24 protein-coding genes and 1 tRNA gene are annotated in these 25,864 nt (G+C 38.8%); 6 read left to right on the top strand and 19 right to left on the bottom strand.

All coding sequences use genetic code 11. The features are described 5' to 3' along the window. The first annotated feature begins 146 nt into the window (after window positions 1–146). The 3 genes from VCHSUH03_RS08385 to VCHSUH03_RS08375 all read left to right on the top strand — a co-directional run bounded on the left by VCHSUH03_RS08385 (window position 147) and on the right by VCHSUH03_RS08375 (window position 2,466). Complete coding sequence (locus tag VCHSUH03_RS08385) at window positions 147–776, top strand: phosphatase PAP2 family protein (RefSeq protein WP_105085263.1); 630 nt, start codon at window positions 147–149, stop codon at window positions 774–776. A gap of 32 nt (window positions 777–808) precedes the next feature. After that, window positions 809–2,281 carry an ArnT family glycosyltransferase gene (locus tag VCHSUH03_RS08380; RefSeq protein WP_105094714.1) on the top strand — a complete coding sequence of 491 codons (1,473 nt, stop codon included), beginning with the start codon at window positions 809–811 and terminating at the stop codon, window positions 2,279–2,281. Window positions 2,282–2,375: 94 nt separating this feature from the next. Continuing rightward, window positions 2,376–2,466: transfer RNA gene (locus VCHSUH03_RS08375), tRNA-Ser, on the top strand. 195 nt (window positions 2,467–2,661) lie between these two features. Here VCHSUH03_RS08375 and mmuM read toward each other — a convergent pair. The 3 genes from mmuM to VCHSUH03_RS08360 all read right to left on the bottom strand — a co-directional run bounded on the left by mmuM (window position 2,662) and on the right by VCHSUH03_RS08360 (window position 6,857). Then, complete coding sequence (gene mmuM, locus VCHSUH03_RS08370; protein ID WP_105085261.1) at window positions 2,662–3,687, bottom strand: homocysteine S-methyltransferase; 1,026 nt, start codon at window positions 3,685–3,687, stop codon at window positions 2,662–2,664. A gap of 77 nt (window positions 3,688–3,764) precedes the next feature. Beyond that, complete coding sequence (locus VCHSUH03_RS08365; protein ID WP_105085260.1) at window positions 3,765–4,550, bottom strand: basic amino acid ABC transporter substrate-binding protein; 786 nt, start codon at window positions 4,548–4,550, stop codon at window positions 3,765–3,767. Window positions 4,551–4,919: 369 nt separating this feature from the next. Continuing rightward, a complete protein-coding gene (locus tag VCHSUH03_RS08360) occupies window positions 4,920–6,857 on the bottom strand; it encodes an OPT family oligopeptide transporter (protein WP_105094713.1) in 1,938 nt (645 codons plus the stop codon). 244 nt (window positions 6,858–7,101) lie between these two features. Between VCHSUH03_RS08360 and pepT the strand changes: the two genes are divergently transcribed. Beyond that, the gene (pepT, locus tag VCHSUH03_RS08355; RefSeq protein ID WP_024065715.1) at window positions 7,102–8,325 is read left to right on the top strand and encodes a peptidase T; all 1,224 of its coding nucleotides are present in this window, start codon (window positions 7,102–7,104) and stop codon (window positions 8,323–8,325) included. Window positions 8,326–8,509: 184 nt separating this feature from the next. Here the strand turns inward: pepT and VCHSUH03_RS08350 are convergent, their stop codons facing one another. The 13 genes from VCHSUH03_RS08350 to VCHSUH03_RS08295 all read right to left on the bottom strand — a co-directional run bounded on the left by VCHSUH03_RS08350 (window position 8,510) and on the right by VCHSUH03_RS08295 (window position 21,548). After that, window positions 8,510–9,760 carry an MFS transporter gene (locus VCHSUH03_RS08350; RefSeq protein WP_105094712.1) on the bottom strand — a complete coding sequence of 417 codons (1,251 nt, stop codon included), beginning with the start codon at window positions 9,758–9,760 and terminating at the stop codon, window positions 8,510–8,512. A gap of 318 nt (window positions 9,761–10,078) precedes the next feature. Then, window positions 10,079–10,672, bottom strand: coding sequence for a hypothetical protein (locus VCHSUH03_RS08345; protein WP_005387830.1), 594 nt, complete (start codon window positions 10,670–10,672; stop codon window positions 10,079–10,081). Between the two features lie 83 nt (window positions 10,673–10,755). Then, the gene (locus VCHSUH03_RS08340; RefSeq protein WP_105094711.1) at window positions 10,756–11,694 is read right to left on the bottom strand and encodes a hypothetical protein; all 939 of its coding nucleotides are present in this window, start codon (window positions 11,692–11,694) and stop codon (window positions 10,756–10,758) included. A 54-nt stretch (window positions 11,695–11,748) separates the two neighbouring features. Then, entirely contained in the window at window positions 11,749–12,480 is a 732-nt protein-coding gene (locus VCHSUH03_RS08335) for a COG3415 family protein (RefSeq protein WP_005387826.1), read from the bottom strand. 287 nt (window positions 12,481–12,767) lie between these two features. Then, window positions 12,768–13,517 (bottom strand): hypothetical protein, encoded by a 750-nt coding sequence (locus tag VCHSUH03_RS08330; protein WP_105094710.1) that lies wholly within the window; start codon window positions 13,515–13,517, stop codon window positions 12,768–12,770. An 8-nt stretch (window positions 13,518–13,525) separates the two neighbouring features. Further along, window positions 13,526–14,482 (bottom strand): flotillin-like protein FloA, encoded by a 957-nt coding sequence (gene floA, locus VCHSUH03_RS08325; protein WP_167388615.1) that lies wholly within the window; start codon window positions 14,480–14,482, stop codon window positions 13,526–13,528. A gap of 36 nt (window positions 14,483–14,518) precedes the next feature. Further along, window positions 14,519–14,983: an NfeD family protein gene (locus VCHSUH03_RS08320; protein ID WP_005387820.1), complete on the bottom strand. Its 465-nt coding sequence runs from the start codon at window positions 14,981–14,983 to the stop codon at window positions 14,519–14,521. Window positions 14,984–15,281: 298 nt separating this feature from the next. Further along, window positions 15,282–16,565, bottom strand: coding sequence for a uracil permease (uraA, locus tag VCHSUH03_RS08315; RefSeq protein ID WP_105094708.1), 1,284 nt, complete (start codon window positions 16,563–16,565; stop codon window positions 15,282–15,284). A gap of 110 nt (window positions 16,566–16,675) precedes the next feature. Then, entirely contained in the window at window positions 16,676–18,019 is a 1,344-nt protein-coding gene (locus tag VCHSUH03_RS08310) for an FtsW/RodA/SpoVE family cell cycle protein (protein WP_105094707.1), read from the bottom strand. Window position 18,020: 1 nt separating this feature from the next. Next, window positions 18,021–18,680 (bottom strand): tRNA (guanosine(46)-N7)-methyltransferase TrmB, encoded by a 660-nt coding sequence (gene trmB, locus VCHSUH03_RS08305; RefSeq protein ID WP_105090170.1) that lies wholly within the window; start codon window positions 18,678–18,680, stop codon window positions 18,021–18,023. Window positions 18,681–18,841: 161 nt separating this feature from the next. Continuing rightward, a complete protein-coding gene (locus tag VCHSUH03_RS08300) occupies window positions 18,842–19,525 on the bottom strand; it encodes a carboxymuconolactone decarboxylase family protein (protein ID WP_005387811.1) in 684 nt (227 codons plus the stop codon). Between the two features lie 278 nt (window positions 19,526–19,803). Continuing rightward, entirely contained in the window at window positions 19,804–20,406 is a 603-nt protein-coding gene (locus tag VCHSUH03_RS09575; RefSeq protein ID WP_241567169.1) for a transketolase C-terminal domain-containing protein, read from the bottom strand. Further along, window positions 20,403–21,548 carry a 1-deoxy-D-xylulose-5-phosphate synthase gene (locus VCHSUH03_RS08295; protein WP_241567167.1) on the bottom strand — a complete coding sequence of 382 codons (1,146 nt, stop codon included), beginning with the start codon at window positions 21,546–21,548 and terminating at the stop codon, window positions 20,403–20,405. Before VCHSUH03_RS08295 ends, VCHSUH03_RS09575 begins: the two co-directional genes overlap by 4 nt. A gap of 241 nt (window positions 21,549–21,789) precedes the next feature. Here VCHSUH03_RS08295 and VCHSUH03_RS08290 point away from each other — a divergent pair, with 241 nt between their 5' ends. Next, window positions 21,790–22,287, top strand: coding sequence for a MerR family transcriptional regulator (locus tag VCHSUH03_RS08290; protein WP_105094706.1), 498 nt, complete (start codon window positions 21,790–21,792; stop codon window positions 22,285–22,287). 92 nt (window positions 22,288–22,379) lie between these two features. Here the strand turns inward: VCHSUH03_RS08290 and VCHSUH03_RS08285 are convergent, their stop codons facing one another. Both VCHSUH03_RS08285 and yedE read right to left on the bottom strand, forming a co-directional pair. Beyond that, window positions 22,380–22,628 carry a putative Se/S carrier protein gene (locus VCHSUH03_RS08285; protein WP_105094705.1) on the bottom strand — a complete coding sequence of 83 codons (249 nt, stop codon included), beginning with the start codon at window positions 22,626–22,628 and terminating at the stop codon, window positions 22,380–22,382. Window positions 22,629–22,645: 17 nt separating this feature from the next. Further along, window positions 22,646–23,707 carry a YedE family putative selenium transporter gene (gene yedE / locus VCHSUH03_RS08280; RefSeq protein WP_105094704.1) on the bottom strand — a complete coding sequence of 354 codons (1,062 nt, stop codon included), beginning with the start codon at window positions 23,705–23,707 and terminating at the stop codon, window positions 22,646–22,648. Between the two features lie 120 nt (window positions 23,708–23,827). Between yedE and VCHSUH03_RS08275 the strand changes: the two genes are divergently transcribed. Then, entirely contained in the window at window positions 23,828–24,985 is a 1,158-nt protein-coding gene (locus VCHSUH03_RS08275; protein WP_105094703.1) for an aminotransferase class V-fold PLP-dependent enzyme, read from the top strand. Between the two features lie 48 nt (window positions 24,986–25,033). Here the strand turns inward: VCHSUH03_RS08275 and VCHSUH03_RS08270 are convergent, their stop codons facing one another. Next, on the bottom strand, window positions 25,034–25,864 hold the full coding sequence (locus VCHSUH03_RS08270; RefSeq protein WP_105094702.1) for a radical SAM protein: 831 nt from the start codon (window positions 25,862–25,864) through the stop codon (window positions 25,034–25,036).

Below are 25,864 nucleotides of genomic sequence, written 5' to 3'. Positions count from 1 at the left end.
ATAGCTCCATTATAAGCATAAAAATAACATTATCCTATATCATCTGTACACCTTTCTAATATTGTTATAAGGTCGTAAGATTTTCGTAAGATTTCTCCGATATGATGTATGCATTAAGAAAACCATACTCAACATTAGGAGGAATTATGAACTACGAATTGTTTCAAGTCATTAATAATCTAGCAGGTATAAGCCCAATTTTAGATCAATTCATGATTTATATAGTAAAATTTAGTGCACCAATCATGGCTATACTAGTAGCGACCCTATTAGGGCTTGGCCTTTATACAAAAGATAAAGAGCTTACTATGAATAGCATACATACAATCTTACTATTAGGAATTACGCTTGCTATACATCAAGTAATCGGTTTTTTCTATGTAGAGCCACGACCATTCGTATCTCATACAGTTAATCTCTTGCTAGTACACAGTGCAGATCCAAGTTTTCCAAGTACACATGCTATGGGAATGAGCGCTATAGCTCTATCTCTATTTGCTGTATATAAAAGATTAGGCTCCATTTTAATTGCCCTAACACTTCTTACAGGATTTGCCAAAATATTTGTAGGGCATCATTATCCTATAGATATTATCGGTGGTTTTATTATTACCTATGTGTTATTTCTTTTATATAATAAGTTACTCAAACAAAGAATTACACCATATATCAGTAATTTAAAACATATGCAAAGACACCTTAGCACTATATTTAAACGATCCAGCGTTCTCATTATAGAGTCTCAACGCCCCTTAACTAAGCGTTTCACAAAATAATTTATTTTTCAGACTAATAAGGACTAATAAATATGCCACAAATTTGTAGTAGATGGATCCATGCTAAATACTTTCATATAACAATAATCCTAATAATCTCAGGAATACTATATCTTCTAGGAAATGCGGGCCTTGCCATTACGGATCCTGTAGAGTCCAATTATGCTTTAACAGCAAAGGAAATGTTATTAAATCAAAACTATTTTTCTCCTCAGATTTTTAACCACTATTGGTATGATAAACCTATCTTTTATTATGTAGAGCTTATCATAAGTTACAAACTATTCGGCATTTCTAATTTCGGAGCACGCTTTTTCTCCGCTCTATTAGGAGTGGTGAATATTGGATTGCTCTATAGCTTTGTACATCAGATACGAGGAAAAAAGACGGCTGTTATCGCCGCTATTCTATATGCTACCTGTGCGGAATTCTGGATTATCTCCAAAGCTGTCATTACCGATATGACGCTAGTATTATTCATCAATATTACCTTGATGAGTTTTTATATTGGGTACCGAAAGCATATGTTACATCAAAAATATGCTACGTACTATTATATAGCTTATATAGGGGCCGCTCTAGCAGTATTAACAAAAGGTCCTATTGGATTTTTATTGCCAGGACTCATCATCCTCATATATTTAGCTGTATCACATAATCTCAAGGAATTATTATATCTAAAAATACCACTAGGCTTATTACTACTTACTTTCATAGGTGGGAGTTGGTATATCTATATGTATACAATGCATGGTAGTGATTTCATCAATGTATTTTTGGGAGTCCATAACTGGTTACGTGCTACTGTGTCAGAACATCCCCAATTCAATGTATGGTATTACTACATTATTGTAACACTCATCGCCCTATTCCCATGGTCTTTTATTATATCCTATAAGCTTTATACACAAAGAAAGCGCTTACAAAAACACAATTATATAACCCCCTTCACCATCCTTTTAGGTATATGGGCCTTAACTGTACTTATATTTTTTACTTGTATGGCTACTAAGTATACAACATATACCTTCCCAGCTCTTGCCCCTATGACAATACTTATAGCGATACTATGTAAACCACATTATCGTTTCATTCGGAAAGCAGCAATATTAACTGTAATGTTATATGGTATATTAACCTATACAGTAGCGATGCCACTAATGAATCATGCATCGTCTGTTATTACCAGTCAATACATCCTCAATACTATTTCCGATAATGCAATGATTATCAGTGCGTGTCATGATTATCGTGTATCAACTACGTACTATAGCAATCACACAATTTATAAATTGGAAGCAACCCGAGACGATTCTATAAATCCTATGAGTTTATCATGGGATGCAAAAAAAATCATGCCCTTAGCTTATGCTAACGAATTACCTTCCAATACCGCCATCTATTTATTAACAGATTCTGATCAGTTTCCTAATAGTCTAGATAAATCAGAATGGACATGTATTGAAAGCAATGCAGAAGGAAACATCTATAAACACAATAAATAGCTATCGAAAATACTACACTCCATCAAAAATTTTCTTGACATCTAAACTCCTATCTAATATACTATACAAGTACCTGTTACACAACAGAATACATGGAGAGGTGTCCGAGCGGCTGAAGGAGCATGATTGGAAATCATGTGTGCGGTTATCCCGTACCCAGGGTTCAAATCCCTGTCTCTCCGCCATAGTAAAAGCAGTGCTTATGCACTGCTTTTTTATTTCTCTAAAGAGAGGCAATACTTATCTCCTCTTTTATACTTTCAAAATAATATATTATCTTATATCTTATATCTTATATTTTATATCTTATGTCTCATATCTTAACTCTATATAACAAAAGGCTATTCGAAGATACTTCGAATAGCCTTTTATAGTCTCACTTATTTATGAATTTTCTTTGCAATATCACCGATGATTTCAGGTGTTGTTCTACAGCAGCCACCTATAATATTAGCACCAGCCGCGCGCCATGCATCTACGTAATCAACAAAAGATCCAGGGTCACCATACCAAGTTTTAGTTTCACTATCATAGCTTTCACCAAGATTTGGATATACAGCAATTGGTTTATCGGTAACTGTACGAATATCCTTAACTAGGGACTCTACATATTCTGGCTTGGTGCAATTGATACCAAGGCCAGTTATAGGACGAACCTTATCGATCATTTCCGCACATTTAATGATGGTTTCCCCACTAGAGACATGATGTTCATCCTTACAAGAGAAGGCAATCCAGCCAGGAATCCCCCTTGATGTATATGGATCAGACATGGCTCGAGCAATAGCAATGGCCTCATCATAAGATGGTATCGTCTCAAAGGATAATATATCTGGATTCTCTTCCGCAAACAATGCTAACCGAGGGATATGGAATACCTCAAGGTATTCTGTTTGTACATCAGGATATCCACGGTATTCGGATCCGTCAGCCAAGAAGGCCCCATAAGGACCTACAGAGGCTGCTACCAATGGTTTCGGTAATGCACCTTCGGAAAAGTACTTAACGCCATCTGCTGTTTCTTCTCCCAGCTTAATACCTCTAAGTGTAAGCGCCCCACTCGCTTTGGCTTCCACGAACTCATTACGAGCTTGTACTGCTAGACGAACAGATAGCTTAACGAGTTCTATGGCCTCTTCCGTACCAAGCCCTAATCCTTTAAAACCTGCTACAGTTGCTTGATAGCCAGAGCTTTGAATAATGTCTGCTCCAGCCGCTAGGTAGGAAATATGTATTTTCTTGATGATATCCGGTTGATCCATAAGAACCTTGGCAGACCACAACTTATGTTGAAGATCACAGCCATAACGTTCTAATTCTGACCCTAACCCACCATCTAAAACGAGGGCGCCCTTCTGTTTAATTATATCTAAAAATGCTCTTCGTTTAGCCATCATATCACCCATTCTATACTTTACCTCTTACAACTTGAGGCTTACCAAGCGTATTATATCAAATAATATGCTTGGGTACTATCTACAAACTATTTTAACACCTCTGCTGGTGGCTCCTTACCAAACCATTTTTTATAAATCTCAGCATATTTGCCATTTGCTTTAATCTTAGCTAGGCCATCGTTAATTTTATTGAGAAGCTCTGTATTACCTTTTTTCACAGCAATACCAAGTGGTGCCGCATCATAGTCTTCTCCAGTGACTTTTGCAATACCTTTCCCCTTCCCATTAACATAATATTCGTTTACCGGCGTATCGTTAATAACTACATCGACGCCTTTATTTTGTAGTTCTAAAAAGGCATCAACGATGATATTGAACTGGCGCACATCAGCATTAGGAATCTTGCTAGCAATTTCAGCCCCCGTAGAACCAATAGATACACCGATACGCTTGCCTTCTAGATCCTTAAAGCTATTAATATTTGTGTTATCTATATTAACAACGAGCCCATTACCTGCAATATAGTATGGTTTACTGAAATCTACAGATTTTGCTCGTTCTTCAGAAATGGTCATATCTGAAATAGCAATGTCGATAGTATTACTTTGCAATGCAGGCAACAGTGCATCAAAGTTCAAGTTTTGAATATCCGCTTCGATGCCCTCTTCTTTTGCAATGGCATTGATAATATCGATATCAAAACCTGCTAACTGACCACTATCTTTATCTTTAAAACCAAAAGGTGCATAGGTCGCATCAGTACCAACGCGCCATACCTTTTGACTACTATTTGTATTTCCACAGCCCGCAATAAATAGACTGCTAGCAATTGTAAAAGCTCCCAAAAGAGCTGCAATTTTCTTAAATTTCATAATTGCCCCTACTTAACCCTGTTTACTTAGAAACAGGAGTTCTCTTCAATCAACTATTATATCTATACTTACATTATATGAACATAATAAAAATAATACCTCTAGAGGTATTATAGTATTATGATAACATTCGATATAGTTAAGGTCAATTAATCCGACTATATTAATAGGTATTATATTAATATAGTTTTAAGTTATACCGAAGAAATTATTGATAGACACAGGAATAAGCCTAAAATTAACAATAAAAAGACCGCCTTCACCAAGCACAGATAATACTCGGTAAAGGCGGTCATCCCTAGAGTAGAGAATTCCTAACAATTTTTAATCAAACAAAATACTCACATTCTTAAGGGTATATCTTATTCTTTATTTAGCTTTTTTAGCTTTTACGTACATAGCTACTTTGTACAAGAATATGCAAAGTAATAAGTACATTACGATACTGAGGTATGTTGCTTCTGGTGTTTCAACCCAGTCTTGAGCGAATACATCAACACCTGCAATACGAAGTACGGCACTGAATAAAGAACCAATAGCACCACCAGCTACGAGACCAGATGCAATTGTGCTACCTTTGGAGAAGCGAAGATCTGCCAATTCTTTATCTTTTGTACTATTTTGTACGAAGTATGCAATCAAACCACCGATAAGTAATGGTGTGTTGATTTCCATAGGCAAGTACGTACCAAGTGCAAATGCCAATGGTGGAACTTTTACCATCCACAAGATAATAGCGAATAATGCACCAGCCATGTATAGAGGCCATTGAGCACTACCACCAGTCATCATTGGCTCAATGATAGCAGCCATAGCATTAGCTTGTGGAGCATTTAATGCATGGTCTCCTACGAAGCCATATGCATCGTTCAAGAGGATCATAACGCCTACAGAAAGGACTGCACAAAGAATGGTACCAACGATTTGCCATTGTTCCATTTTCTTAGGTGTCGCACCTGTCATGTGCGCTACTTTGAGTTCAGACATGAAGTTACCAGCCATACCGATGGTTGTACCGATGAAGGATGCCATCATGAGGACTGCAATCATGCCTACCTTACCAGTCATACCTGCAGCTGTTAAACATACAGCGGAAATGATAATCATGAAGATTGTCATACCAGATACTGGTTCTGTACCTGTATAAGCAATGGAGCTGATACCAACTACAGATAATAGGAAGGACATAATTAGAACGATTAAGAATGCTACGATTGTTTGGGAGAAGCTTTCAGCATACATAAAGTGGAAATATGCTGCAAATAAAACTGTACATAATAAGATGCCAGCGCCAATCCAAGATGTAGGAATGTCGCGTTGTGTACGAAGCAAGTTAACATCAACAGTTTTGGAACTGAAAATATCAAGTACTGCATTTTTAACAACACTAGCTACTACCTTGGACATATTGAGCAATCCGATGATACCTGCCATAGCAAGCATACCGATACCAATATGGCGAACATAGTCTAAGAATACTTTACGAATAGGAGCTTCTGCAAGTGGAACTGCATGCCCATTGATTTGCATGATGTGTTCCGGAGCTAAATAGTATACGATTGGAATACATACGAACCAAGAGAAGAAGGAACCAGCTGCGATAATCGCTGCATACCGTAAGCCTGTGAAGTAACCAAGACCAAGCAATGCTGCGTCAGTATCTACAGCTGCAGTCAATTTAGTTTGATCAGCAAGCGCTGTCCCCCATTTAAATGCGGTAGTACGGATAACCTCTTCCCACCAGCCGAGGCTGTTAAGAATAAAATCATATACAAGAGCGATAAGGCCAGAACCAAGCATGAGTTTCGCTTTGCTACCTTCATTACTCATTAGCACTTCAGCAGCAGCACGACCACTTGGGAACGGATACACATAGTGCATTTCCTCAACAAAGTAGCGACGGAACATAACGCATAATAGAACACCAAGTACGCCACCAAGGATAATAGGAATCGCCATTTGTACAAAGGTTACATCTGTAACATTCCAAATGTATAGAGCTGGTAAGAAGAACATGGCACCAGCTAATGTGTTCGTACTAGAACTAGCGATAGCCTGAATGTGAACCGTTTCGGCAAAAGCATTTTGCCGTTTCAAAATAACTGCTGTACCCATAGCAAGTACAGATACTGGAGCAAAGGCATCTACTGTTTGACCAATTTTCAAACATAAATACCCTACAGCCAGTGTGAAAATTGCCGCATAGAATAGGCCCCAGAATACTACATATGAGTTAATCTCTACGTAATCCTTCTTAGGATCTAATACGGGTTCTACGGGCGGAATAGAACGAGTTTCGTCCGACATGGTAAAACCTCCTCACAGAAAATGTACAAACGTATAACTATTCACCTTTATACTAACACGGCACTATATATGGTTCAATGGTTTTCTATGCATTATGCGAATAAAATATCACACCTTCCGTAAATATTTATTTTGCATTTTCATCGCCCCTGTTCTACAATGAAAGTATATTAAGAATCTTTGTTATATACAGCATTTATACCAATATGTATAACACGTATGTTTACTTACGAGGAGGCTCATTATGGAATCAATGGTCGAACGTTTTGTACGCTATACAAGCATAAATACTCGGTCAAACGAAGAAAGCACTACTATTCCGAGTACACAAACACAAGTAGATTTTGCAACTAATGTACTTGTTCCTGATTTAAAAGCAATCGGTTTAGATGAAGTTATTTACAACCGTGAAAATGGTTTTGTTATAGGCACATTAAATGCTAATACAGATGAAAAAGCACCTGCTATTGGCTTTATCGCTCATATGGATACAGCAGACTACAACGCAGAAAATATTAAACCTCGCATTGTAGAAAACTATGATGGTAGCGATATTTGCCTCAACGAAGAGCATCAAATCTACACACGTCGTGCAGATTTCCCTAATTTAAAGAACTATATTGGTAAATCCTTGGTAGTAACCGATGGTCTTACACTACTAGGCGGTGACGACAAAGCTGGCATCTGCGAAATCATGGAAGCTCTCGCCTACCTCGTAGCTCATCCAGAAATCAAGCACGGTAAAATCATGTGTGCCTTTGGCCCAGATGAAGAAATCGGTACCGGTGCAGATCACTTTGATGTAAAACAATTTCCTGTTGATTTTGCTTATACTATTGATGGTGAAAGCCTTGGCCAACTTGAATATGAAACATTTAATGCTGCTGGCGGTACTGTTACATTAAAAGGTGTATCAGTTCATACTGGCACTGCGAAAGGCATTATGATTAACTGTGCTAAATTAGCAATGCAATTCGATGCTCTATTACCAGGTGCTGCTGTTCCAGAACACACATGCGGTCGCCAAGGTTTCTTTATGCTCATGAGCATGGAAACACAAGTAGATACAGGCAAAATGAACTACATCATTCGCGATCATGACAAAGAATTGTTCGAAGCGAAAAAAGCATTCTTCTTACAAGCTGGTCAAACATTAAACGAAATCTATGGCCGCGAAGTATGTGAAGTATCCGTAAAAGATCAATATTACAATATGTACGATATCATCAAAGACAACATGGAATGTGTCAACGTAGCTAAAGCAGCTATGGAAAAAGCAGGTATTACTCCTATTTGCGACCCTATCCGTGGCGGTACAGATGGTTCTAAAATTTCCTTCATGGGCATCCCTACCCCTAATATCTTCACTGGCGTAGAAAACCTACATGGTCGTCACGAATTCGCATGTATTGATGACATGAAAAAAGCCGTAGAAATTATCGTAAACATCGTTAATATTGAGAAATAATAGGTTACGATGTAACTTCTCATGCACCTATACTACTAGATGGCATTTAAACGATATTTAAATACGAAACTAGTAGTATAGAATACAATGGAATACTAAGATACCTGAACAATAAATAAGGACTATACGATATCTCGTATAGTCCTTTCTATATGTTATGTGCTTGTAAGTAATATAGCTAATGTTATGCTAATTTTCCATTACGTTTACGATTTCTGATTTGTTCTTCTTCAGCGCGAGCTTTCAAAGAAAGATCTTTTTCAGTACCTACATAACGGCCATAGAGGAAATAATAAGCAACGAATGCAAGAAGTGCTACTACAACAGTAACATGGAACATACTTGTATAACCGACTACCTCTTTAATAGCACCTAAAATGTATGGACCAAAACCTAGGCCCATATCTAAGGCAATGAAATATGTAGATGTGGCAACACCAATGCGGTGAACAGGAACGATTTTAACAGTTACTGCTTGACCGTTTGACATAAATGTACCGTAACCAAGACCAACAAACACAGCAGATAAGAGTATAAGCCATGTAGAGTGAGCGATGGACAATAAGAAAATACCAAGTGCTAAAGATATGAAGCAAGGGTAAAGAACGAAGTTTTCCCCTTTCATATCAAATACAATACCAAGTAATGGTCTTGTTATCGTAATAACTACAGCATATACGACGAAGAAGAATGTACCTGCTAAGATAAGGTTTAAATCTTTTGTATAAGCTGCCATAAAACCGATAACACCAGAGTATGCAAAACCTACTAGTATAGAAACAATACTAATAGAATTCATACGTGGTTCGATATAATCGGAAATTTTAAAGCCTTTATGTTCTTCAGAATCAATATCGAGCTTAGGTTCATTAAATTTCATGATAACGGAACCGATACCACAAAGGATGATAAGGGCAACACAGAAGGCGATGATAAAGTCATAGCCAAGGCTGTGAAGCATCAAAATACCTAAGAACGGACCTACCGCAGCTGCAAGAGATGTAGACAAACCATAGTAGTTAATCCCTTCACCACGACGTGACATTGGAATAATAGCGGCTATGATTGTACTTGTAGCTGTAGATGTAATACCGTAAGCAAAACCATTTATGAAACGAACACTGTAGAGCATCAATAAATTAGGTGTGTAGAAGTACATAGCTGTTGAAACTAAGTAAATCAATAAACCTAAGTACAACATCTTACGACAGCCTAAAATACTAATAAACCGTCCTGCTAACAAACGAGCAACAACAGTACCAATAATATAAATACCAACAGCCAATCCAGCTTGACTTGCTGTGGCATGAAGATTATCCTTTGCTACTACCGCAATAATAACGATTAATAAATAATAAATCAAAAATACTAGGAAATTAATCAAAGTATCAAGGACAAAGGCTCTTGTCCATAAGGCCTCTTTAGCCTTATCCATAATATCAACTCCATTTTCTTAAACTATTGTCAACCATTTGCAACAACGGTTAATTATAAACCTCTCACTATAAAAATCAAGAATTAAAATGTTATACACCTCATTACTTTTATTTATAACAGGATATATATAACCAATTATAATATAGTTATTGTCGTTATTTTTATTTACATTAATTTTTAATAATAAAAACACCTTTGATCATTATATTGCATCCGTAAGGATACGATATAACATCAAAGGTGTTATTTATAACTATTTAGTTAATGACTTTTCTATATAGCTGATACATCTATATGCTCTACATATCTACCTATATTATTTCGTTTTTAATCCACACGCCTTAAAGAAGTTTTTATAAGCTTCAGCTTTTTTAGCAAGGCTCAACGGATACGCACGAGATGTAGATGGTAATCTTGTTAACGTCAATTCGCGACCATTAAACACAAAAGGAATTGTCTCCCCTGTTTTAGGTAATTTAACCTTTTCTGGTAAAAGGCTCAACAAAATTTCTGTGGCCTTACCACCTGTGGTACCAATGTGTTTACAGTCTGGAATTTGGTCCAATACCTCTGCCAACGGTACAGGTTCAACAACCTTAAGAAATGCATCTGATGCATTCCCCTTTTCGCGTATAGCTTTTAATACAGTAGGACAAGAAGCAATCCCCACTTCAGATAAGAACGCTTTAATCTTATCCGCATCAAAGGCTTTTTCCTCCCCTTTTCTAAAGTGTTCCTTATCGTCAAAGAATACTAAGCCATACACGCGCCACATGTCATTTTGAAAGTTAGGATAATGAAATTCCATAGATCGCTTTTCGGAAGTTGGTGGGAATGTCCCCATCATCATCACCGTCGTATTCTTTGGTAAGAACGGTGGAAATGGTCTCGTTTCAATTGTTTCTGCCACAGAGCATCAACCCCTTTCACAATCTAGTATGAACTCAACTTTCAGCATAATATATGAATTATATCACTAATCATATATAGTCTTTATTGACCGATTGGTTGAGATACTAATGTATTAATATGATCAAAGCCTACTGGTGTAGGAGATACGAGATACAAGCATACAACAGCAGCTACAGCAAAACCAATCGCTAAGAAGGAGAAGCTGCCATGACGTGGAAACTCATACATACCAAAGAGACGAATACCAATAGCCGCACCAATAGCGGTAATCAAGGATGGTATGGAGAAGATATTGTAAATACCAAATACCACCATAAGACCAGCGTATCCACCTACTACGGTAATCATTGGTAACATGCGGTCCATTGGATTTGGAATGGAACGTGTAAGCGCTGCTGGATAATAAGAGGCTTCTACACCAAACATACCCAAGAACAAATTGAAGTCAGCCCAAATTGTTTCCCATGCACCTCTAAAGGCATCTCGATGGTTGCCTACGTACCAAGCAAAGCCCGTAATAATTAAGATGGCTAAACCAGCACAGATGAAATAGTATTCACTAGGAATTTTAGGGCCCGCATAAGCACCTACAGCAGTTACAACAGCACTTAAAACGGATGTAACAATAACGCGATGCAAGCGAGGTCGTTTATTTTCTGGAATGCGTTTGTATACAGTAGCTAACAATTCTAGGACAAAGCAGGCCATAAAGATGGCAATCCCTGCAGCTGGTACAAAGAACGCAGCAACTAAACTCAAAATAAATGGAATACATAAGCGCCATTTAGGGAATAATACAAGGTCTTTATAATCTAATCGAACGTCTTGTGTCTCCATTGTAAAGTTGTTGTACACCACAAATAGCAGCATAAAGGCGATAACATCAATCGCGTTAGCTCCCCAAATCAATAGTGTTGGTACTATGATCATCGACAGTGCCACCCCAGATACACGGGATAAACCAGCGGCCGCTATGCCAAGTAAGAAAAACGGTATTAAAGCAGATATAATTTCAAGCATAATATTCCTCCCATCATTGTATAAATTTAAGTATATAGTATCTACCGCACTACATCAAGGAGAGATATATTTTTTCATGGCTAGTCGTTTTCTTACGGCAGAAGCAGAGCAGCCCATCATCTGTGCAATTTTGGCAACACCATACCCTTGAGCACGTAAGTTTTTTATCCTATTTTCGTCTAATTCTAATATATTTGAACGAATTTCTATACCTTGCTCCCGTAAATACATGGCCACTGTTGACCCTCGTATACCGTAAGCTAAACCTATATCATCCGTACTCATATGATGATGAATATACAAGTAAGCCATCTCGTCCACCTTTCGAGATGGTTTTACTTTAAGCGTTGTACACATTCCCATATGACGCAATACATGATGTACTTTCCATCGGGATATGCCATACATGCGTGCAATTGAGTCTGACGTATTTCCACTTTTATAGGCCCTACAAATACGCACCGGATCGATAGCTACATTCTTGGTCGAACGCTGACAAGCTAGTCCATATTCTTTCATCCGACTTGCCATCGTCGTAATCGATACATCATAACGCTTCGCTAAAGAATGTAATGACCACTTACCTGACTCATATAGAGCTTGTACATGAACCATATTTATATCCTTCTTCAACGGTCTTCGCTCAATATCATATGCCTTCATACGCCGCATAATAGTATCTACACTACACTGAAAATACTCTGCCACCTCGCGAACACTCCACTGTTTCTCTACATATAATTGTTCCAGTAACTGTTTAGGTATAACGCGCACATTACGATACATACTATCACCTTTCCTTGTAGACGAACTCCTTTCCCTATTATTGTGAAAGTTCCATCAAAAAAAGACAATAAAAAAGAGGTTCCTAATAGTCACATAGGTGACCAATAGGAACCTCTTTCCATATGTAATTATATGCACCACATAGGATATGTGCCGTTATAATTGCTATACAACATCTATCCCCGAATAACGATGATCATGAATCACCAATAATCCAGTAGACGTTATGACCAATATTTTGATAGCCATATTTTCTAATGACTAATAAACGTATTGGCTACCCCAACTTAACGATATCTGCGTTCAAGAGCCTTAGGCTTACTCAAGATAATAGACCATTTCATGCCTTCTTTTAGAGCATGATTTGATATACGTTTATGACTTGATGTATGAACACTGGTCGAAGTGATTGGCGAAGTCGTTACCATATTCGTATCAAGGAGTACCTTTCCTTCTTTAGAAGCCTTATCTCGCTTGAATTCGGCCAATCGTTCACTTAAGGTTGGCCCTGTAACAGACTCTCTACTTAAACGAGTTGTACTCGTACTAAAGCCAGTTGATTTACTTGAAGTTTTCTTGGATGAAACATGAGTACCTTGTTGCGTTGTAGACGCTTCATCGTAATGATGCTCGGAAGCTAAAACTGTTTGAGCTTTATCATTACTTGGATGCTCTTCAACATGTTTTTCAGATGTCTCCGAATCATCATATTGAAACAGTCTTCCCCCCTTCGGTCTTAAGGGAGCCTCAGGGTGCTGATTTTCAATCGGTCTATTTTTAAATATTTCTCGATAGAAATCATCATCATACAACAAGTCCTCAGGCGAAGGTTCTACAGGCTTTTTCTCTATAGAGATACCATATTCACGTTCCATATCCTCCCAAGTCTGGCCTGAGCTTTCATTATTGTCATACTCATCAGACTCTTCTGTATTCTTGCTTTTTATAATGGAAAAAGCAATATACGCGATGATACCTAGCACAAATATAGGGTTATGCGAAAAGATGGATAGCACAGAAGACAAAATAGAGTCCATAGCTACTCCTATTCACTATCTGCTAAATTTTCACGCATTTTAGTGTCTGCAATAATATTATTCATATTGTAGTAATCCATAACGCCAAGATTACCATTTCTGAAAGCTTCTGCCAATGCTTTAGGTACTTCAGCTTGTGCTTCCACAACCTTAGCTTGCATGTCTTGTGTTTTAGCACGCATTTCTTGTTCTGTCGCAACAGCCATAGCACGACGTTCTTCGGCGCGAGCTTGCGCGATTTTCTTATCCGCTTCCGCTTGGTCAGTTTGCAATTGAGCACCGATGTTACGTCCTACGTCTACGTCCGCAATATCAATGGACAAGATTTCAAATGCAGTACCCGCATCAAGGCCTTTACCCAATACAGTACGAGAGATGTGATCTGGATTTTCTAATACGTCTGTATGCTCTTCAGAGGAACCTACAGTTGTTACGATGCCTTCACCAACGCGGGCGATAATCGTAGCTTCACCAGCACCACCAACGAGGCGGTCAATATTAGCACGTACAGTTACACGAGCACGAACCTTGAGTTCGATACCATTTTTTGCTACTGCAGAGATAATTGGTGTTTCAATCACCTTAGGATTAACGGACATTTGAACTGCTTCCAATACATCACGACCTGCAAGATCGATAGCTGCAGAACGTTCGAATGTCAAAGGAATAGATGCGCGTTCAGCGGCGATCAAAGCATCTACAACGCGGTCAACGTCACCACCTGCAAGGTAATGTGCTTCAAGCTGATTTACATTAACATCAAGACCTGCTTTATTTGCTTTAATCAAAGGCATTACAATTTGAGATGGATTTACACGACGTAAGCGCATACCTACGAGTGTAAAGATACCAACATTAACGCCTGCTGCAAGAGCAGATACCCAAAGGCCTAATGGCACAACATACAAGAACACCATAATCCCAATCAGTAGAATGGGAATCAAGATTAAAATACTTACATCCATAATAACCTCCATTATATACGACGATGTGGTGAAAGCTTAATCGCGCTTTCTAACTATATTGCGGCCGCCCACAACACGAAGCACCACAATAGGTGAACCGGCATCGATGAAGTCCCCTTCGGTCACAACATCCACCAAATTACCATCAATTTTAGCAATACCTGCAGGGCGTAGTGTAGTATGAGCTACGCCTTCTTTACCGACTAAGTCATCTAATACATCATTAGATACATAACCAGCTTTTGTCGTAGATCGTTGCCCTAAGGTAAACAATTTGCCTATCCAAGTCTTTTCAAAGTGATTAAAGAACACGATGATAAGGACAATCAACAAGGCTGTTAATCCTAGTACGGCATATAGCGCCACCGTACCTTCTCCAAGGGCTACATACACACCCCAAAGGAATGTACAATAACCGATGAGTCCCAAAATACCACCTGGAACAACAAGTTCTACAGCCATTAGGGCAATCCCTATAGCCATCCATACTAAAAACTCCATAGGCCCTCCTCTCTTTAATTAATTTTATACAACTTATATATTCATTATACAATATAAATAATAAATTATAAAGATAACCCTTATCATATAAATCTATTTCATATCAAATAGTCTTACATCCTAAACCTATTCGGTTCACAAGTATTAAACGATGATATGTATAAGATAATAAAAACGACTACTTTCACAGGATCATACCTGATTCAGTAGTCGTTATTTATAAAGTATATTAGTTTAAAGCTTTACTATTGTCAGTCATCATCGTAAGATGCTATTTCATCAATAGGTTTGACTATAATTATACTTCTGTTTTTTTCAATTGGTCATTACCAACGCCTGTTTTTTGAAGAATCAATAGGATGATACTCATTGCCATGCCTACTACAGTCGCAAGGCCCATGCCTTTCAACACAACAGGACCTACAGCAAGTTCAGCACCGCTAAGGCCTACAACAAGGATAACAGATGTTAAGATCATGTTCACAGGATTTGTATAATCTACCTTGCGTTCTACAAGCATGCGCAAACCGGATGCTGCAATGATACCGAACAAGAGAATGGATACACCCCCCATAACCGGTACTGGGATAGCATGGATAAGAGCAGCTACTTTACCTACAAAGGAGATAATCATAGCAAGAACAGCAGCACCGCCGATAACCCATACACTGAAGCAACGGGTGATAGCGAGTACACCGATGTTTTCACCATATGTCGTATTTGGTGTAGCACCAAAGAAACCAGATAAAATATTCGCAAGACCATCACCGAGCAAAGAACGTTGTAAGCCTGGTTCTTTCATCAAGTCTTTGGATACGATGTTACTAGTTACAACCAAGTGACCTACATGTTCTGCAAATACTACAAAGAGTGCTGGCATAATCATGATGATTGCATTGATATCAAATACAGGCATGCCATAGAACTGCGGTAAGGAGAACCAAGGTGCAGCCTCTACGCTAGAGAAATCAACAACACCCATAAAGGCGGATAATATATAGCCGGAAACAACGCCAATCAAAACAGGGATAACTGCTAAGAAACCACGGAACACAACAGTACCAAGCAAGGTAACAACTAAGGAAAACATAGAAATAAATACAGCTTGGCTGTGGCTCATGCCCAAATCTTGATTACCAATAAGGCCAGACATGCTCATCGCTACTGGTGCCAATTCCAAACCAATAATAGCAACGATAGCACCCATGGCAGCCGGTGGGAATAACTTATCAATCCAACGCGTACCAATATAGCGAACTAGAACAGATAAAATCACAAAGGATAAACCAAATACAACGAAGGCACCTTTAGCTGCCTCATAACCGAGGCCGGCAGATAATACACCAGCTACAGGAGCAATGAAAGCAAAGCTAGAACCGAGGTATGCAGGGATTTTACCTTTACATACGAATAGGTATAGCAATGTACCGATACCATTCATAAATAAAGCTGTTGCAGGATCTACCTTTAACAAATATGGTACTAATACAGTAGAGCCAAACATAGCAAATAAATGTTGGAAACTAAGTGGCAACATACGCCCCCAAGACGGGCGCTCTTGAATATCAATATAATCCTTCATTTTTTCCTCTCACCACAATAACAACACTAGGTTCCAACGCTATACCCGGTATGATATAGCATTGGATTTTACACATATATGTTACTCTTATGAAACATAAGAATTACACATCAATTTTTAGGTCTCGGACGTCTACGCGTTGGTCTTCTAGGCTCTCTAGGTCTAAACGGACCAGGCATTTCAGTCTTGTCTGTTTCTTGAGTCGCCTTAGGTTTGAAGCGACTTTGTGTCTCTTCACGCAAGGATGGTAAATCCTCAGCCGTACCAACTTGTTTTACACCTTCTACATTACGGCGACCAACACTGGCTAACAAGCCTATGGCCATAAAGTTCATTAACAATGAAGAACCGCCATAACTAATAAATGGCAAAGGCACACCTGTTACCGGCATAATCCCGCAAACCATGGCAATATTAAATAATGCTTGTCCACTGATGAGCAAGGTTATGCCCATAGCTAACCATCTGCCAAATTCATCACGAGATTTATTAGCAATGCGGAAACCAAAGTATGTAAAGGCCGCTACCAAGAGAACGACAAAGACAGCACCGACAAAGCCCATTTCTTGAGCCCACACGGCAAATGCAAAATCTGTATGAGCCTCTGGCAAGTAAAAGTACTTAGATGTACCTTGCATAAAGCCTTCCCCAAGAATACCACCAGAACCTACGGCCAAAAGACCTTGTACAGTTTGATAGCCCATATCTTGAGCATGCGGCCAAGGATCGAACCATGACTGAATCCGTTCCCAACGATATGGCGACATACGAGCTGCAATGAAGCCGATCACACCAGCTACGGCAAAGGCACCACCAAAGAATCGCCCATCAAAGCCTGCTAAGTAAATTAGTATGAAGGAGAACCCAAAGATTAGTACAGTAGTCCCCATATCTGGTTGCAAGATGGTTAGAACTGCAAAGATTATCGGCCAAACTAACATTGGCAACATATAACCTACCCGCTCACTCACATAACCTTGTAAGTTTGTGAGTGGATTATTATATCTTGATTTACCCCATTTTCTCATGGTACTCAATTTAGCGGATGTCCATATTATAGCAGCTAACTTGGCAAATTCCGACGGCTGTATCGATACGGGACCGATAACGATCCACCGACGCGCACCATTAATGACAGAGCCCGCCACAAGGACTAACACCATACCTATTAGGGTTGCAATCATTATGCGTTGCAACATATGTGGCTTTTGTAGTTGCCTATAATCATACCGATATAAAATAACACCTATTGCCATTGAAAGAAATAGGAAGCCTATATGTTTTGAAAAGTACCCTAAAAGCCCTGTATTTTCGTAAATAGAGTTAATATAAGTGGCACTGAAGATATTCACACTACCTATAATCGTGATAAGCAATATAGGTAAGAGCATACCTTGTAAATCATTTTTAAAGAGTGAGCCCCACCGACTATCCCCCTTATTCGGTGTTTCCATGTTAAGCCTCCTTTTGTACTTTTGGCTTAATTGCTTCTAAGCGGAAAATAGGTTGCCCTTTAGCACTAAACTTTTCTTCATACTCAGTTTTTACATTTGGAAGGTCTGTACTATGTAAATCATAGGTTACATTTTTAAGTTCCCATCCACATTCTTTGAATTCTTCAAGAGAGAACATAAATAAACCTTCATTATCAGTTTTAAAGTGAACCTCACCACCGTCTTTTAAAAGACGAGCATAACGATCAAGGAATGTATGATATGTGAGGCGACGCTTAGCATGTTTTGCCTTAGGCCAAGGATCACAGAAGTTGATATAAAAGCGATCTACTTCACCTGGCGCAACAACCTCTTCAATACCAGCAATATCAAAGAGAGATACCTTAGCATTATCTCGCTCTGCTTCAAAGATTTTTTGTGCTGCGTAATAAATTACCCCAATTTGCACTTCAAATCCTACGAAGTTAGCATCTGGATACGCTTCGGACATACCGGCAATAAAACGACCCTTACCTGTACCAAGTTCCATATATAATGGTCGTTCAGGATGGGCAAATAACTCACGCCATTTGCCCTTGTACTGTTCCTGGCCGGACAAAATAATATGAGAGTCATATTCGTGGATAGCTTCATCAATCCACGGTTTTCTACGAAGGCGCATACTTTCTCCTTACATCTATGTTAACTATTAATTATATCTATTATTACAGATCATATACCTATCTTATTAATTATAGAAAAGGGGGAGTTAAACGTCAATTACATTTCCCTTCTCATATACATAAAAAAGACCTACTTCCAAAGAAGTAGGTCTTTATATTCTTAGAAAATCAAAGATTCAAGATTTTCAATTTGATATTTGCTGAGGCCAAGCTCAGATAAACTCTTTTCAGATGCAGCGAATAGATTATTTTTACCTACACGCGTACCTAAAGCTGCGGCAGCGACCAATTCACGGTCCAACTTACCAAGGCGAGAGCGATTACGATTTTGCGGTTTTGGTTTCTTCATACGGAACGTATTGTATTGAACCGCTTCTTTTGTATCCTCATTTTTAGCCTTAGCCAAAGCAGCCCCATTAGTGCCATTCCCCAATAAAGCACTAAGTCCTGTTTGCTTTGGAACCATTTTTTCGTAATCAGCGCCAAACTCAGGACGCTCCTCACGTAATTGATCAAATGTAGCTAATGCTGCATTCATTTGCTTTAAACCAGCAGCAGAGTAAAGTTGGCGAATCGCAATACTCACCTCTTGCGGTGTCAACGTACCTCGCTCAATAGCAGAGGCGATTGTACTTTTCAATGCACCTTGATCACCGGATGCTGTATAGCGACCGATATCAACCAAGTCTTTTTGACGTGCATTGAGTTCTTTAGGCGTATATATGTTTATCTCAGATATAGACGGTGCCTGCTTAGAAGGCTGTTCTCCCGCCCCATTAGCCTCAGACATATAGCCACCGGCGACGATGGCCACGGCTAATGTTAAGGTTAATACTTTTTTCAACGTCTTACAATCTCCCTTTTCATTAATACTTACTTATATAATACTGTGATATTTTTGTACATTAACAACAAACTTGTTCTACTGTAATACATACTGTAGATAATATTATATAATACTTCATCTAATTTTTATAGTCCTATTCGAAAAAAATCTATAATCTTTTAACAAATTTTATATTTTTATAAAATATAAAACTAGAAATAATGCAGTAGAAACAGGGTAAACCCATATTTCTACTGCATTTATAGATAAAATTATTTATTTAATATTTCATCGAACTAAACGGATAAAATTTGTTTAGCATCCGCTACAATCTGATCTAAAGAAACGCCATTTTCTCGTAACAATTCCGTTGCATCATAGCGATCGTGGAATTCTTTAGCAATACCATAGTTTTTAACACGCACATCAGATGGACCGTAGAAGCTAGCTACACGTTGTCCCCAACCGCCTTCAACTACACCATCTTCCAATGTAAATACTACAGAATGATTTGCTTTCAATTCTTCCAGTAATGCTTCATCAAGACCAGAAGCAAATTTAGGATTTACTACAGTTGCATTGATACCGTCTTTAGCCAATGCATCAGCCACTTGATTTGCCAAATGGTAGAAATTACCAAGGCCTAACAAGGCAATGCGTTCACCACGACGAGTCACCTCAGATTTATTTAAAATGCTGTAATCAGTCGTATCGGCTACACCAGTAGATGTAAATTCACCTACAGGAACACGAATAGCCACAGGATGCTCGTGTTGATGCACTCCATATTCCGTCATAGCCAACAATTCTTCATTATTAGTAGGTGCTAAGTATACTAAGTTAGGAATGCTTGTAAGCATAGGAATATCAAAGAATCCTAAATGCGTAACATCGTTCATGCCATATGATTGATAATAACCGCACTGTTATTATTGACGCAAAGATCTTGAACCAATTGGTCATAAGCGCGTTGTAAGAAGGTACTATCTACACTGAACACTGGCTTACCGCCATTTTTTGCAATACCAGAACTCATCGCAATGGCATGTTCTTCCGCAATGCCTACATCGATATATTGTTTACCAGCTTCGTTACGCCATTCAGAGTTAAAGCCAAAGCCACCTGGTGTCCCTGCATTAATAGCTACCACTGTTGGATCTACTTTAATTTGTTCCATCAAATAGTCCGCAATTGTACCAGCATAGGTCGGACCATGATGTTCCTTTTTGAGTTTACCTGTTTCTAAATCAAATGGCCTTGTCCAGTGGAAGGCCTCTTTATTTTGCTCTGCAATAGCATAACCCTTACCTTTTTGAGTAACAATATGTAAAACTATAGGATGGTTAATATCTTTTACATCCTTAAACACATTGATTAATGTTTCCAAATCATTGCCATCGGCTACAAAACGATAATCCAAACCAAGAGCCTTAAAGATATTGTTAGAGCTTTCACCATTAGACTCGCGTAATTCACGAAGACCACGATACAAGCCACCATGATTTTCTGCAATGGATTGGTCATTATCATTGACAATAATAATCATATTGCTGTCTAATGTGGCCGCATAATCAAAACCTTCAAATGCTTCACCGCCAGACAAAGAACCATCGCCAATGATAGCGATAATATTTTCAGAGTCCCCTTTTAAATTACGAGCTGTTGCTAAACCAGATGCTAAAGAAATAGATGTGGAGGTATGACCAATATTGAAGAAATCGTGCTCACTTTCAGTATGATCTGTATAACCCGTTACGTCATCATAATGATCGTGATCTAAGAACGCCAATGCACGACCTGTGACCATTTTATGTACATAAGACTGATGAGACACGTCATAAACAATCTTATCTACAGGAGAATTAAATACATAGTGCAAGGCCATAATCATTTCCGCTACGCCCATAGGAGGGCCAAAATGACCACCATGCTCAGAAACCTTTGTCATAAGAGCTTGACGAGCTTGTGCTGTTAAGTCTGTTAATTCAGAAATAGATAAGCCTTTTAAATCGGCTGGAGATTTTATATCAATTAAGTTCATATGTGTTCCTTTCATTAGGTGTCATATAACAATACAACCTCTAGAATTTGTATTGTATTACTAACCGTGCTATACTGTATGTCCAGCATGTAATAAGTATAGAACTTAAAGTTAGGTTTAAGTCAAGCGAGAACGTAAAACTTAACTCTAACCTTAAAAATATACGTATATTATACGCTTAATACATTACTCCTGACACTAAATCTTTTACGAATTTAATATGAACCCAAAAGGAGGTCCTATGACATATACTGTTGGCGAAATCGCAAAAAAACTAAATGTGGCACCTTCTACATTGCGTTACTATGATAAAGAAGGTCTATTGCCCTTTGTAGAACGTTCTGCTGGTGGTATCCGTGTATTCCATGACACAGATATGGATTGGTTAGAATTGATTGAATGCATGAAGCATACCGGTATGCCTATTAAGGAAATAAAGCATTTTATCGACTACTGCGTCGAAGGTGATAGTCGCATTAATGAAAGATTATCTATCATTAGAAATCAACGAGATCGCGTATTAGTAGAAATCGAAAACCTACAAGCACGCTTGTCCATGCTAGAATTTAAAACATGGTTTTATGAACAAGCTCAAGCAAATGGAACTACTAGTTTTTATGAAAGCTTAACACCTGATGATGTTCCTGTAGAGTATCATAAATATTTCGAACGCAAATGGCGCGCTGATAAAGAAGCCGCTGAAAAAGGTGAATCACCTAAAAAATATAGAGCTGTATAACAAAGAGGAGCTATCCAACGGATAGCTCCTCTTTTACATTACAAAATGATTATAGAACCGCTTATATTAGCAACGCTAAGAGGCTGTAATGTTTATTTATTGGGACTTTCAAATATAGTTCTATACCCCTTATCAGTGACAGCAACGATTTGCTCAATCTCCTCTGTAGGATCATCTGTAAACGTAAAGCTTTCACCGGCATCAAATGATGCACTTGTACCACAGGAAGAACTCAAATCGCGTGGCACCGGACGAAGTTCTATATTTGTTACCCCTTCAGGAGCCTCTCGTTTAAAACGAATGGCTCCAAAGTGAGAGTAAAACGTAGCAATATATTTCATAGTCACTCATTTCTAACTCAAGCATTGGCACGTTTTGTATTAACTACAGCAATAATAAATGCTACTACAAAACCAACAACTACAGCAATTTCACCATTTAATGTAGGGCCTGCACCAGAAGCGGCTAAGCCAAAATTATGAGCAAATGCTGCACCAGCCCCGAGGCCAAGTACTGTAACAGCAGAATCGGAATTACCTTCACCAGTCATAATTAATTGACGCAACGGACAACCGCCAAGCAATATGCTACAGAAACCAGCAAGCGCCATGCCTAGGAAGTTCCACAATCCATCTGTATGTGCAATCGGTTGGTTTTCAAAGCCAAGATGGAAATTACCAAAGCTAATATTTACAACGAATACACCAACGAGAACAGCTAAATAACCAAAGATAAGGATAGATTTTTTGAACAAGAATAAATCGCGGAAACCACCAACGGTACAAAGACGGCTAACTTGAGATAAGCCACCTACCACGAGGCCTGCCGCCAATGAAATTAACCAAGGTGCATGCATAGCACCAGGACCTTTTTGACTAAAGAAGATAAATGCTGGAGCCGCTACTACTAAAACTAGCAAACCAACTTGGATAGCAGGCATCATAGCGGACTCTAATTTACTCAATGCATAGGTACGCTGTAAAGAATAACCTTTTTTCAAGAATATAGTACCAAAGCCGATACCACCAGCAAAACCAGCAATGCCGAACAACGCATTTAAGTCACCGCCGCCAAGTCTTAAAATCATACGAATCGGACAGCCGAGGAACATCAAAGCACCAATCATAACAAAGAAGCCGAGAATAAATCGAATAATTGGAGAAGAACCACCTTTGCTTTGGTGTTCACCACGAATCATGGATAATAAATAAGCCCCTAAAATAAGACCGATAATTTCTGGGCGAATGTACTGTACCGGCGCAGCACGATGTAGACCTAGGCCACCGACAGTATCGCGAACAAAGCAAGCAATACAGAAGCCCATATTGCCCGGATTGCCAGCCAATACGAGGAAGCCTGCAATAGCGCCAATAATAAGGCCTGCAATAATTAAATTCCTTTTTTCATGAGACCCACTCATAATAAACTCCTTTCAAACAAACTACACTACAAATGTATGAGTATATACTCCTACCCTATCAAGCATATGACTCATGATATAATAACCATAAATACACCTTGTTATTCATGGAGATTACCTATGGACTATATCTATTTAGATAATGCAAGTACCACGTTTCCTAAAGCACCTAATGTGGCTAATGCCATGGCAAACTATATAACGAACTACGGTATTAATATTAACCGTGGATCCTATGCTCTCGCCTACGATGTAGAGGATATTATCTATACAACAAGACAACGACTAAATACCTTATTCAACGGCCATGATCCATCGCATGTCATCTTTACGCAAAATGTGACGATGAGCTTAAATATGGTCATCAAGGGCCTATTGAAAGCAGGTGATCATGTACTCGTTAGCTCTATAGAGCACAATGCAGTTATGAGACCTCTTACCCAACTACTGGATAAGGGCATTACCTTTGATATTATTCCTTGTGATGTTACAGGCTCTATTGAAAAAGATGCCATTAAGTCTCTTATCCGTCCAAATACAGTGGCTATTATTACCAACCACGCATCTAATGTATGTGGTACCATACAGCCTATTGAATCAATAGGTGCTATCTGCAAGGCTCATAATCTACATTTCATTGTAGACGCAGCCCAAACAGCTGGTGTTATCCCTATTGATGTGAAAGCATATCATATAGATGCACTTTGCTTTACGGGTCATAAAGGCTTATTGGGACCACAAGGTATTGGTGGCATTATTTTAACCAAAGAAATGGCTCAAATCTTAACACCTCTTATCGCCGGCGGTACAGGCAGCTTTTCACATTTAGAAACGATGCCTACTAACATGCCCGACGCCTTTGAAGCAGGCACGTTAAATCTACCTGGCATTATCGGCCTCAATGAAGGAGTTTCCTACATCGAATCGATCGGCATGGAGAATATCCACAACCACGAACTAGCTTTGACAAAAGCCTTTCTCGAAGGTTTACACTCAATAACTGGAGTTAACATCATCGGCAAACAAGATATCCAAGATAGAACAGCCGTCGTATCCATCACAATTGATGATATGGATGCTGCCAGTATTGCATATGAACTAGAGTCAAAGTATCACATCATGACACGCGTCGGACTACACTGTGCCCCACGAGCACACCAAACGCTAGGTACCTATCCAGAAGGAACTGTGCGATTCTCCTTTGGCTATGCTAACACATATGAAGATGTGGAAACCGCATTATCTGCGCTACATAGAATCCTTAAAAATACTAAATAATACATAATCGTTAAGGCTATATACTCTGGTATATAGCCTTTTATGCTTCTACGCTTCACACAAACGACCAATAGCATCAGCTCTACAACGTTTACAGTGCGTCATCTGCGGCACATAGTGACCAATAAACTGACGCATATTGTCAATCTCTTCTGCAGTCGGTCCTCGATGGTTTTCAAAGGCTGTATCATGAACTGGAATCATAGCAATACAGTTCATCAAATCTACGCCCCATGCTTCTGCTTGTTTAGCGATAGCTGGTACATGGTCCATATTTACATCAGGTACTACTACAGTATTAATCTTAACGATGATGTTCTTTTCCTTTAATTTACGAATACTTTCAGCCTGACGTTCTAATAAGATACGGGCCCCATCAATCCCCTTATAGATGTTCCCATCATAGCGAACCATGGAATACACATGTTTAGCAATCTCTGGATCAATAGCATTAGCCGTAATCGTTACATGAGTAATCCCTAAATCAGCGATTTCATCGACATAATCAGGCACTGCCAAGCCATTACTAGATAAACAGAGCATGACGTGAGGGAAATCTTTTTTTACAAGACGGAATGTTTCAAGTGTCTTATCCGCATCACACATAGGATCTCCAGGTCCTGCAATGCCCACAACAGAAATATCCTTACGTGCATCAAATACCTTATGCACAAAGACTGCTGCCTCTTGTGGCGTATAAACATGTTGCGTCACGCCCGGTCTATTTTCGTTAGCGCAATCGTACTTGCGATTACAATAATTACATTGAATATTACAATTCGGTGCAACTGGCAAATGTAAACGTCCCCAATTAGCGGCAGCATCCTTGTTGTAACATGGATGATTTTGTAGGAAACTTTGTCCTTGAACTTCTTTCAT

Origin of the sequence: Veillonella infantium (assembly GCF_002959895.1) — a bacterium.
Classification (GTDB): Bacteria; Bacillota; Negativicutes; order Veillonellales; family Veillonellaceae; genus Veillonella; species Veillonella infantium.
Note: the sequence above shows the minus strand (reverse complement) of the source record. Positions and strands in the feature narration are given on the sequence as shown.

Bases quoted from the DNA above. Each gene is read 5' to 3' on its own strand.
- VCHSUH03_RS08385 (WP_105085263.1), top strand. From the start codon at position 147: ATGAACTACGAATTGTTTCAAGTCATTAATAATCTAGCAGGTATAAGC.
- VCHSUH03_RS08380 (WP_105094714.1), top strand. From the start codon at position 809: ATGCCACAAATTTGTAGTAGATGGATCCATGCTAAATACTTTCATATA.
- mmuM (WP_105085261.1), bottom strand. From the start codon at position 3,687: ATGGGTGATATGATGGCTAAACGAAGAGCATTTTTAGATATAATTAAA.
- VCHSUH03_RS08365 (WP_105085260.1), bottom strand. From the start codon at position 4,550: ATGAAATTTAAGAAAATTGCAGCTCTTTTGGGAGCTTTTACAATTGCT.
- VCHSUH03_RS08360 (WP_105094713.1), bottom strand. From the start codon at position 6,857: ATGTCGGACGAAACTCGTTCTATTCCGCCCGTAGAACCCGTATTAGAT.
- pepT (WP_024065715.1), top strand. From the start codon at position 7,102: ATGGAATCAATGGTCGAACGTTTTGTACGCTATACAAGCATAAATACT.
- VCHSUH03_RS08350 (WP_105094712.1), bottom strand. From the start codon at position 9,760: ATGGATAAGGCTAAAGAGGCCTTATGGACAAGAGCCTTTGTCCTTGAT.
- VCHSUH03_RS08340 (WP_105094711.1), bottom strand. From the start codon at position 11,694: ATGCTTGAAATTATATCTGCTTTAATACCGTTTTTCTTACTTGGCATA.
- VCHSUH03_RS08335 (WP_005387826.1), bottom strand. From the start codon at position 12,480: ATGTATCGTAATGTGCGCGTTATACCTAAACAGTTACTGGAACAATTA.
- VCHSUH03_RS08330 (WP_105094710.1), bottom strand. From the start codon at position 13,517: ATGGACTCTATTTTGTCTTCTGTGCTATCCATCTTTTCGCATAACCCT.
- floA (WP_167388615.1), bottom strand. From the start codon at position 14,482: ATGGATGTAAGTATTTTAATCTTGATTCCCATTCTACTGATTGGGATT.
- VCHSUH03_RS08320 (WP_005387820.1), bottom strand. From the start codon at position 14,983: ATGGAGTTTTTAGTATGGATGGCTATAGGGATTGCCCTAATGGCTGTA.
- uraA (WP_105094708.1), bottom strand. From the start codon at position 16,565: ATGAAGGATTATATTGATATTCAAGAGCGCCCGTCTTGGGGGCGTATG.
- VCHSUH03_RS08310 (WP_105094707.1), bottom strand. From the start codon at position 18,019: ATGGAAACACCGAATAAGGGGGATAGTCGGTGGGGCTCACTCTTTAAA.
- trmB (WP_105090170.1), bottom strand. From the start codon at position 18,680: ATGCGCCTTCGTAGAAAACCGTGGATTGATGAAGCTATCCACGAATAT.
- VCHSUH03_RS09575 (WP_241567169.1), bottom strand. From the start codon at position 20,406: ATGAACGATGTTACGCATTTAGGATTCTTTGATATTCCTATGCTTACA.
- VCHSUH03_RS08295 (WP_241567167.1), bottom strand. From the start codon at position 21,548: ATGAACTTAATTGATATAAAATCTCCAGCCGATTTAAAAGGCTTATCT.
- VCHSUH03_RS08290 (WP_105094706.1), top strand. From the start codon at position 21,790: ATGACATATACTGTTGGCGAAATCGCAAAAAAACTAAATGTGGCACCT.
- VCHSUH03_RS08285 (WP_105094705.1), bottom strand. From the start codon at position 22,628: ATGAAATATATTGCTACGTTTTACTCTCACTTTGGAGCCATTCGTTTT.
- yedE (WP_105094704.1), bottom strand. From the start codon at position 23,707: ATGAGTGGGTCTCATGAAAAAAGGAATTTAATTATTGCAGGCCTTATT.
- VCHSUH03_RS08275 (WP_105094703.1), top strand. From the start codon at position 23,828: ATGGACTATATCTATTTAGATAATGCAAGTACCACGTTTCCTAAAGCA.
- VCHSUH03_RS08270 (WP_105094702.1), bottom strand. From the start codon at position 25,864: ATGAAAGAAGTTCAAGGACAAAGTTTCCTACAAAATCATCCATGTTAC.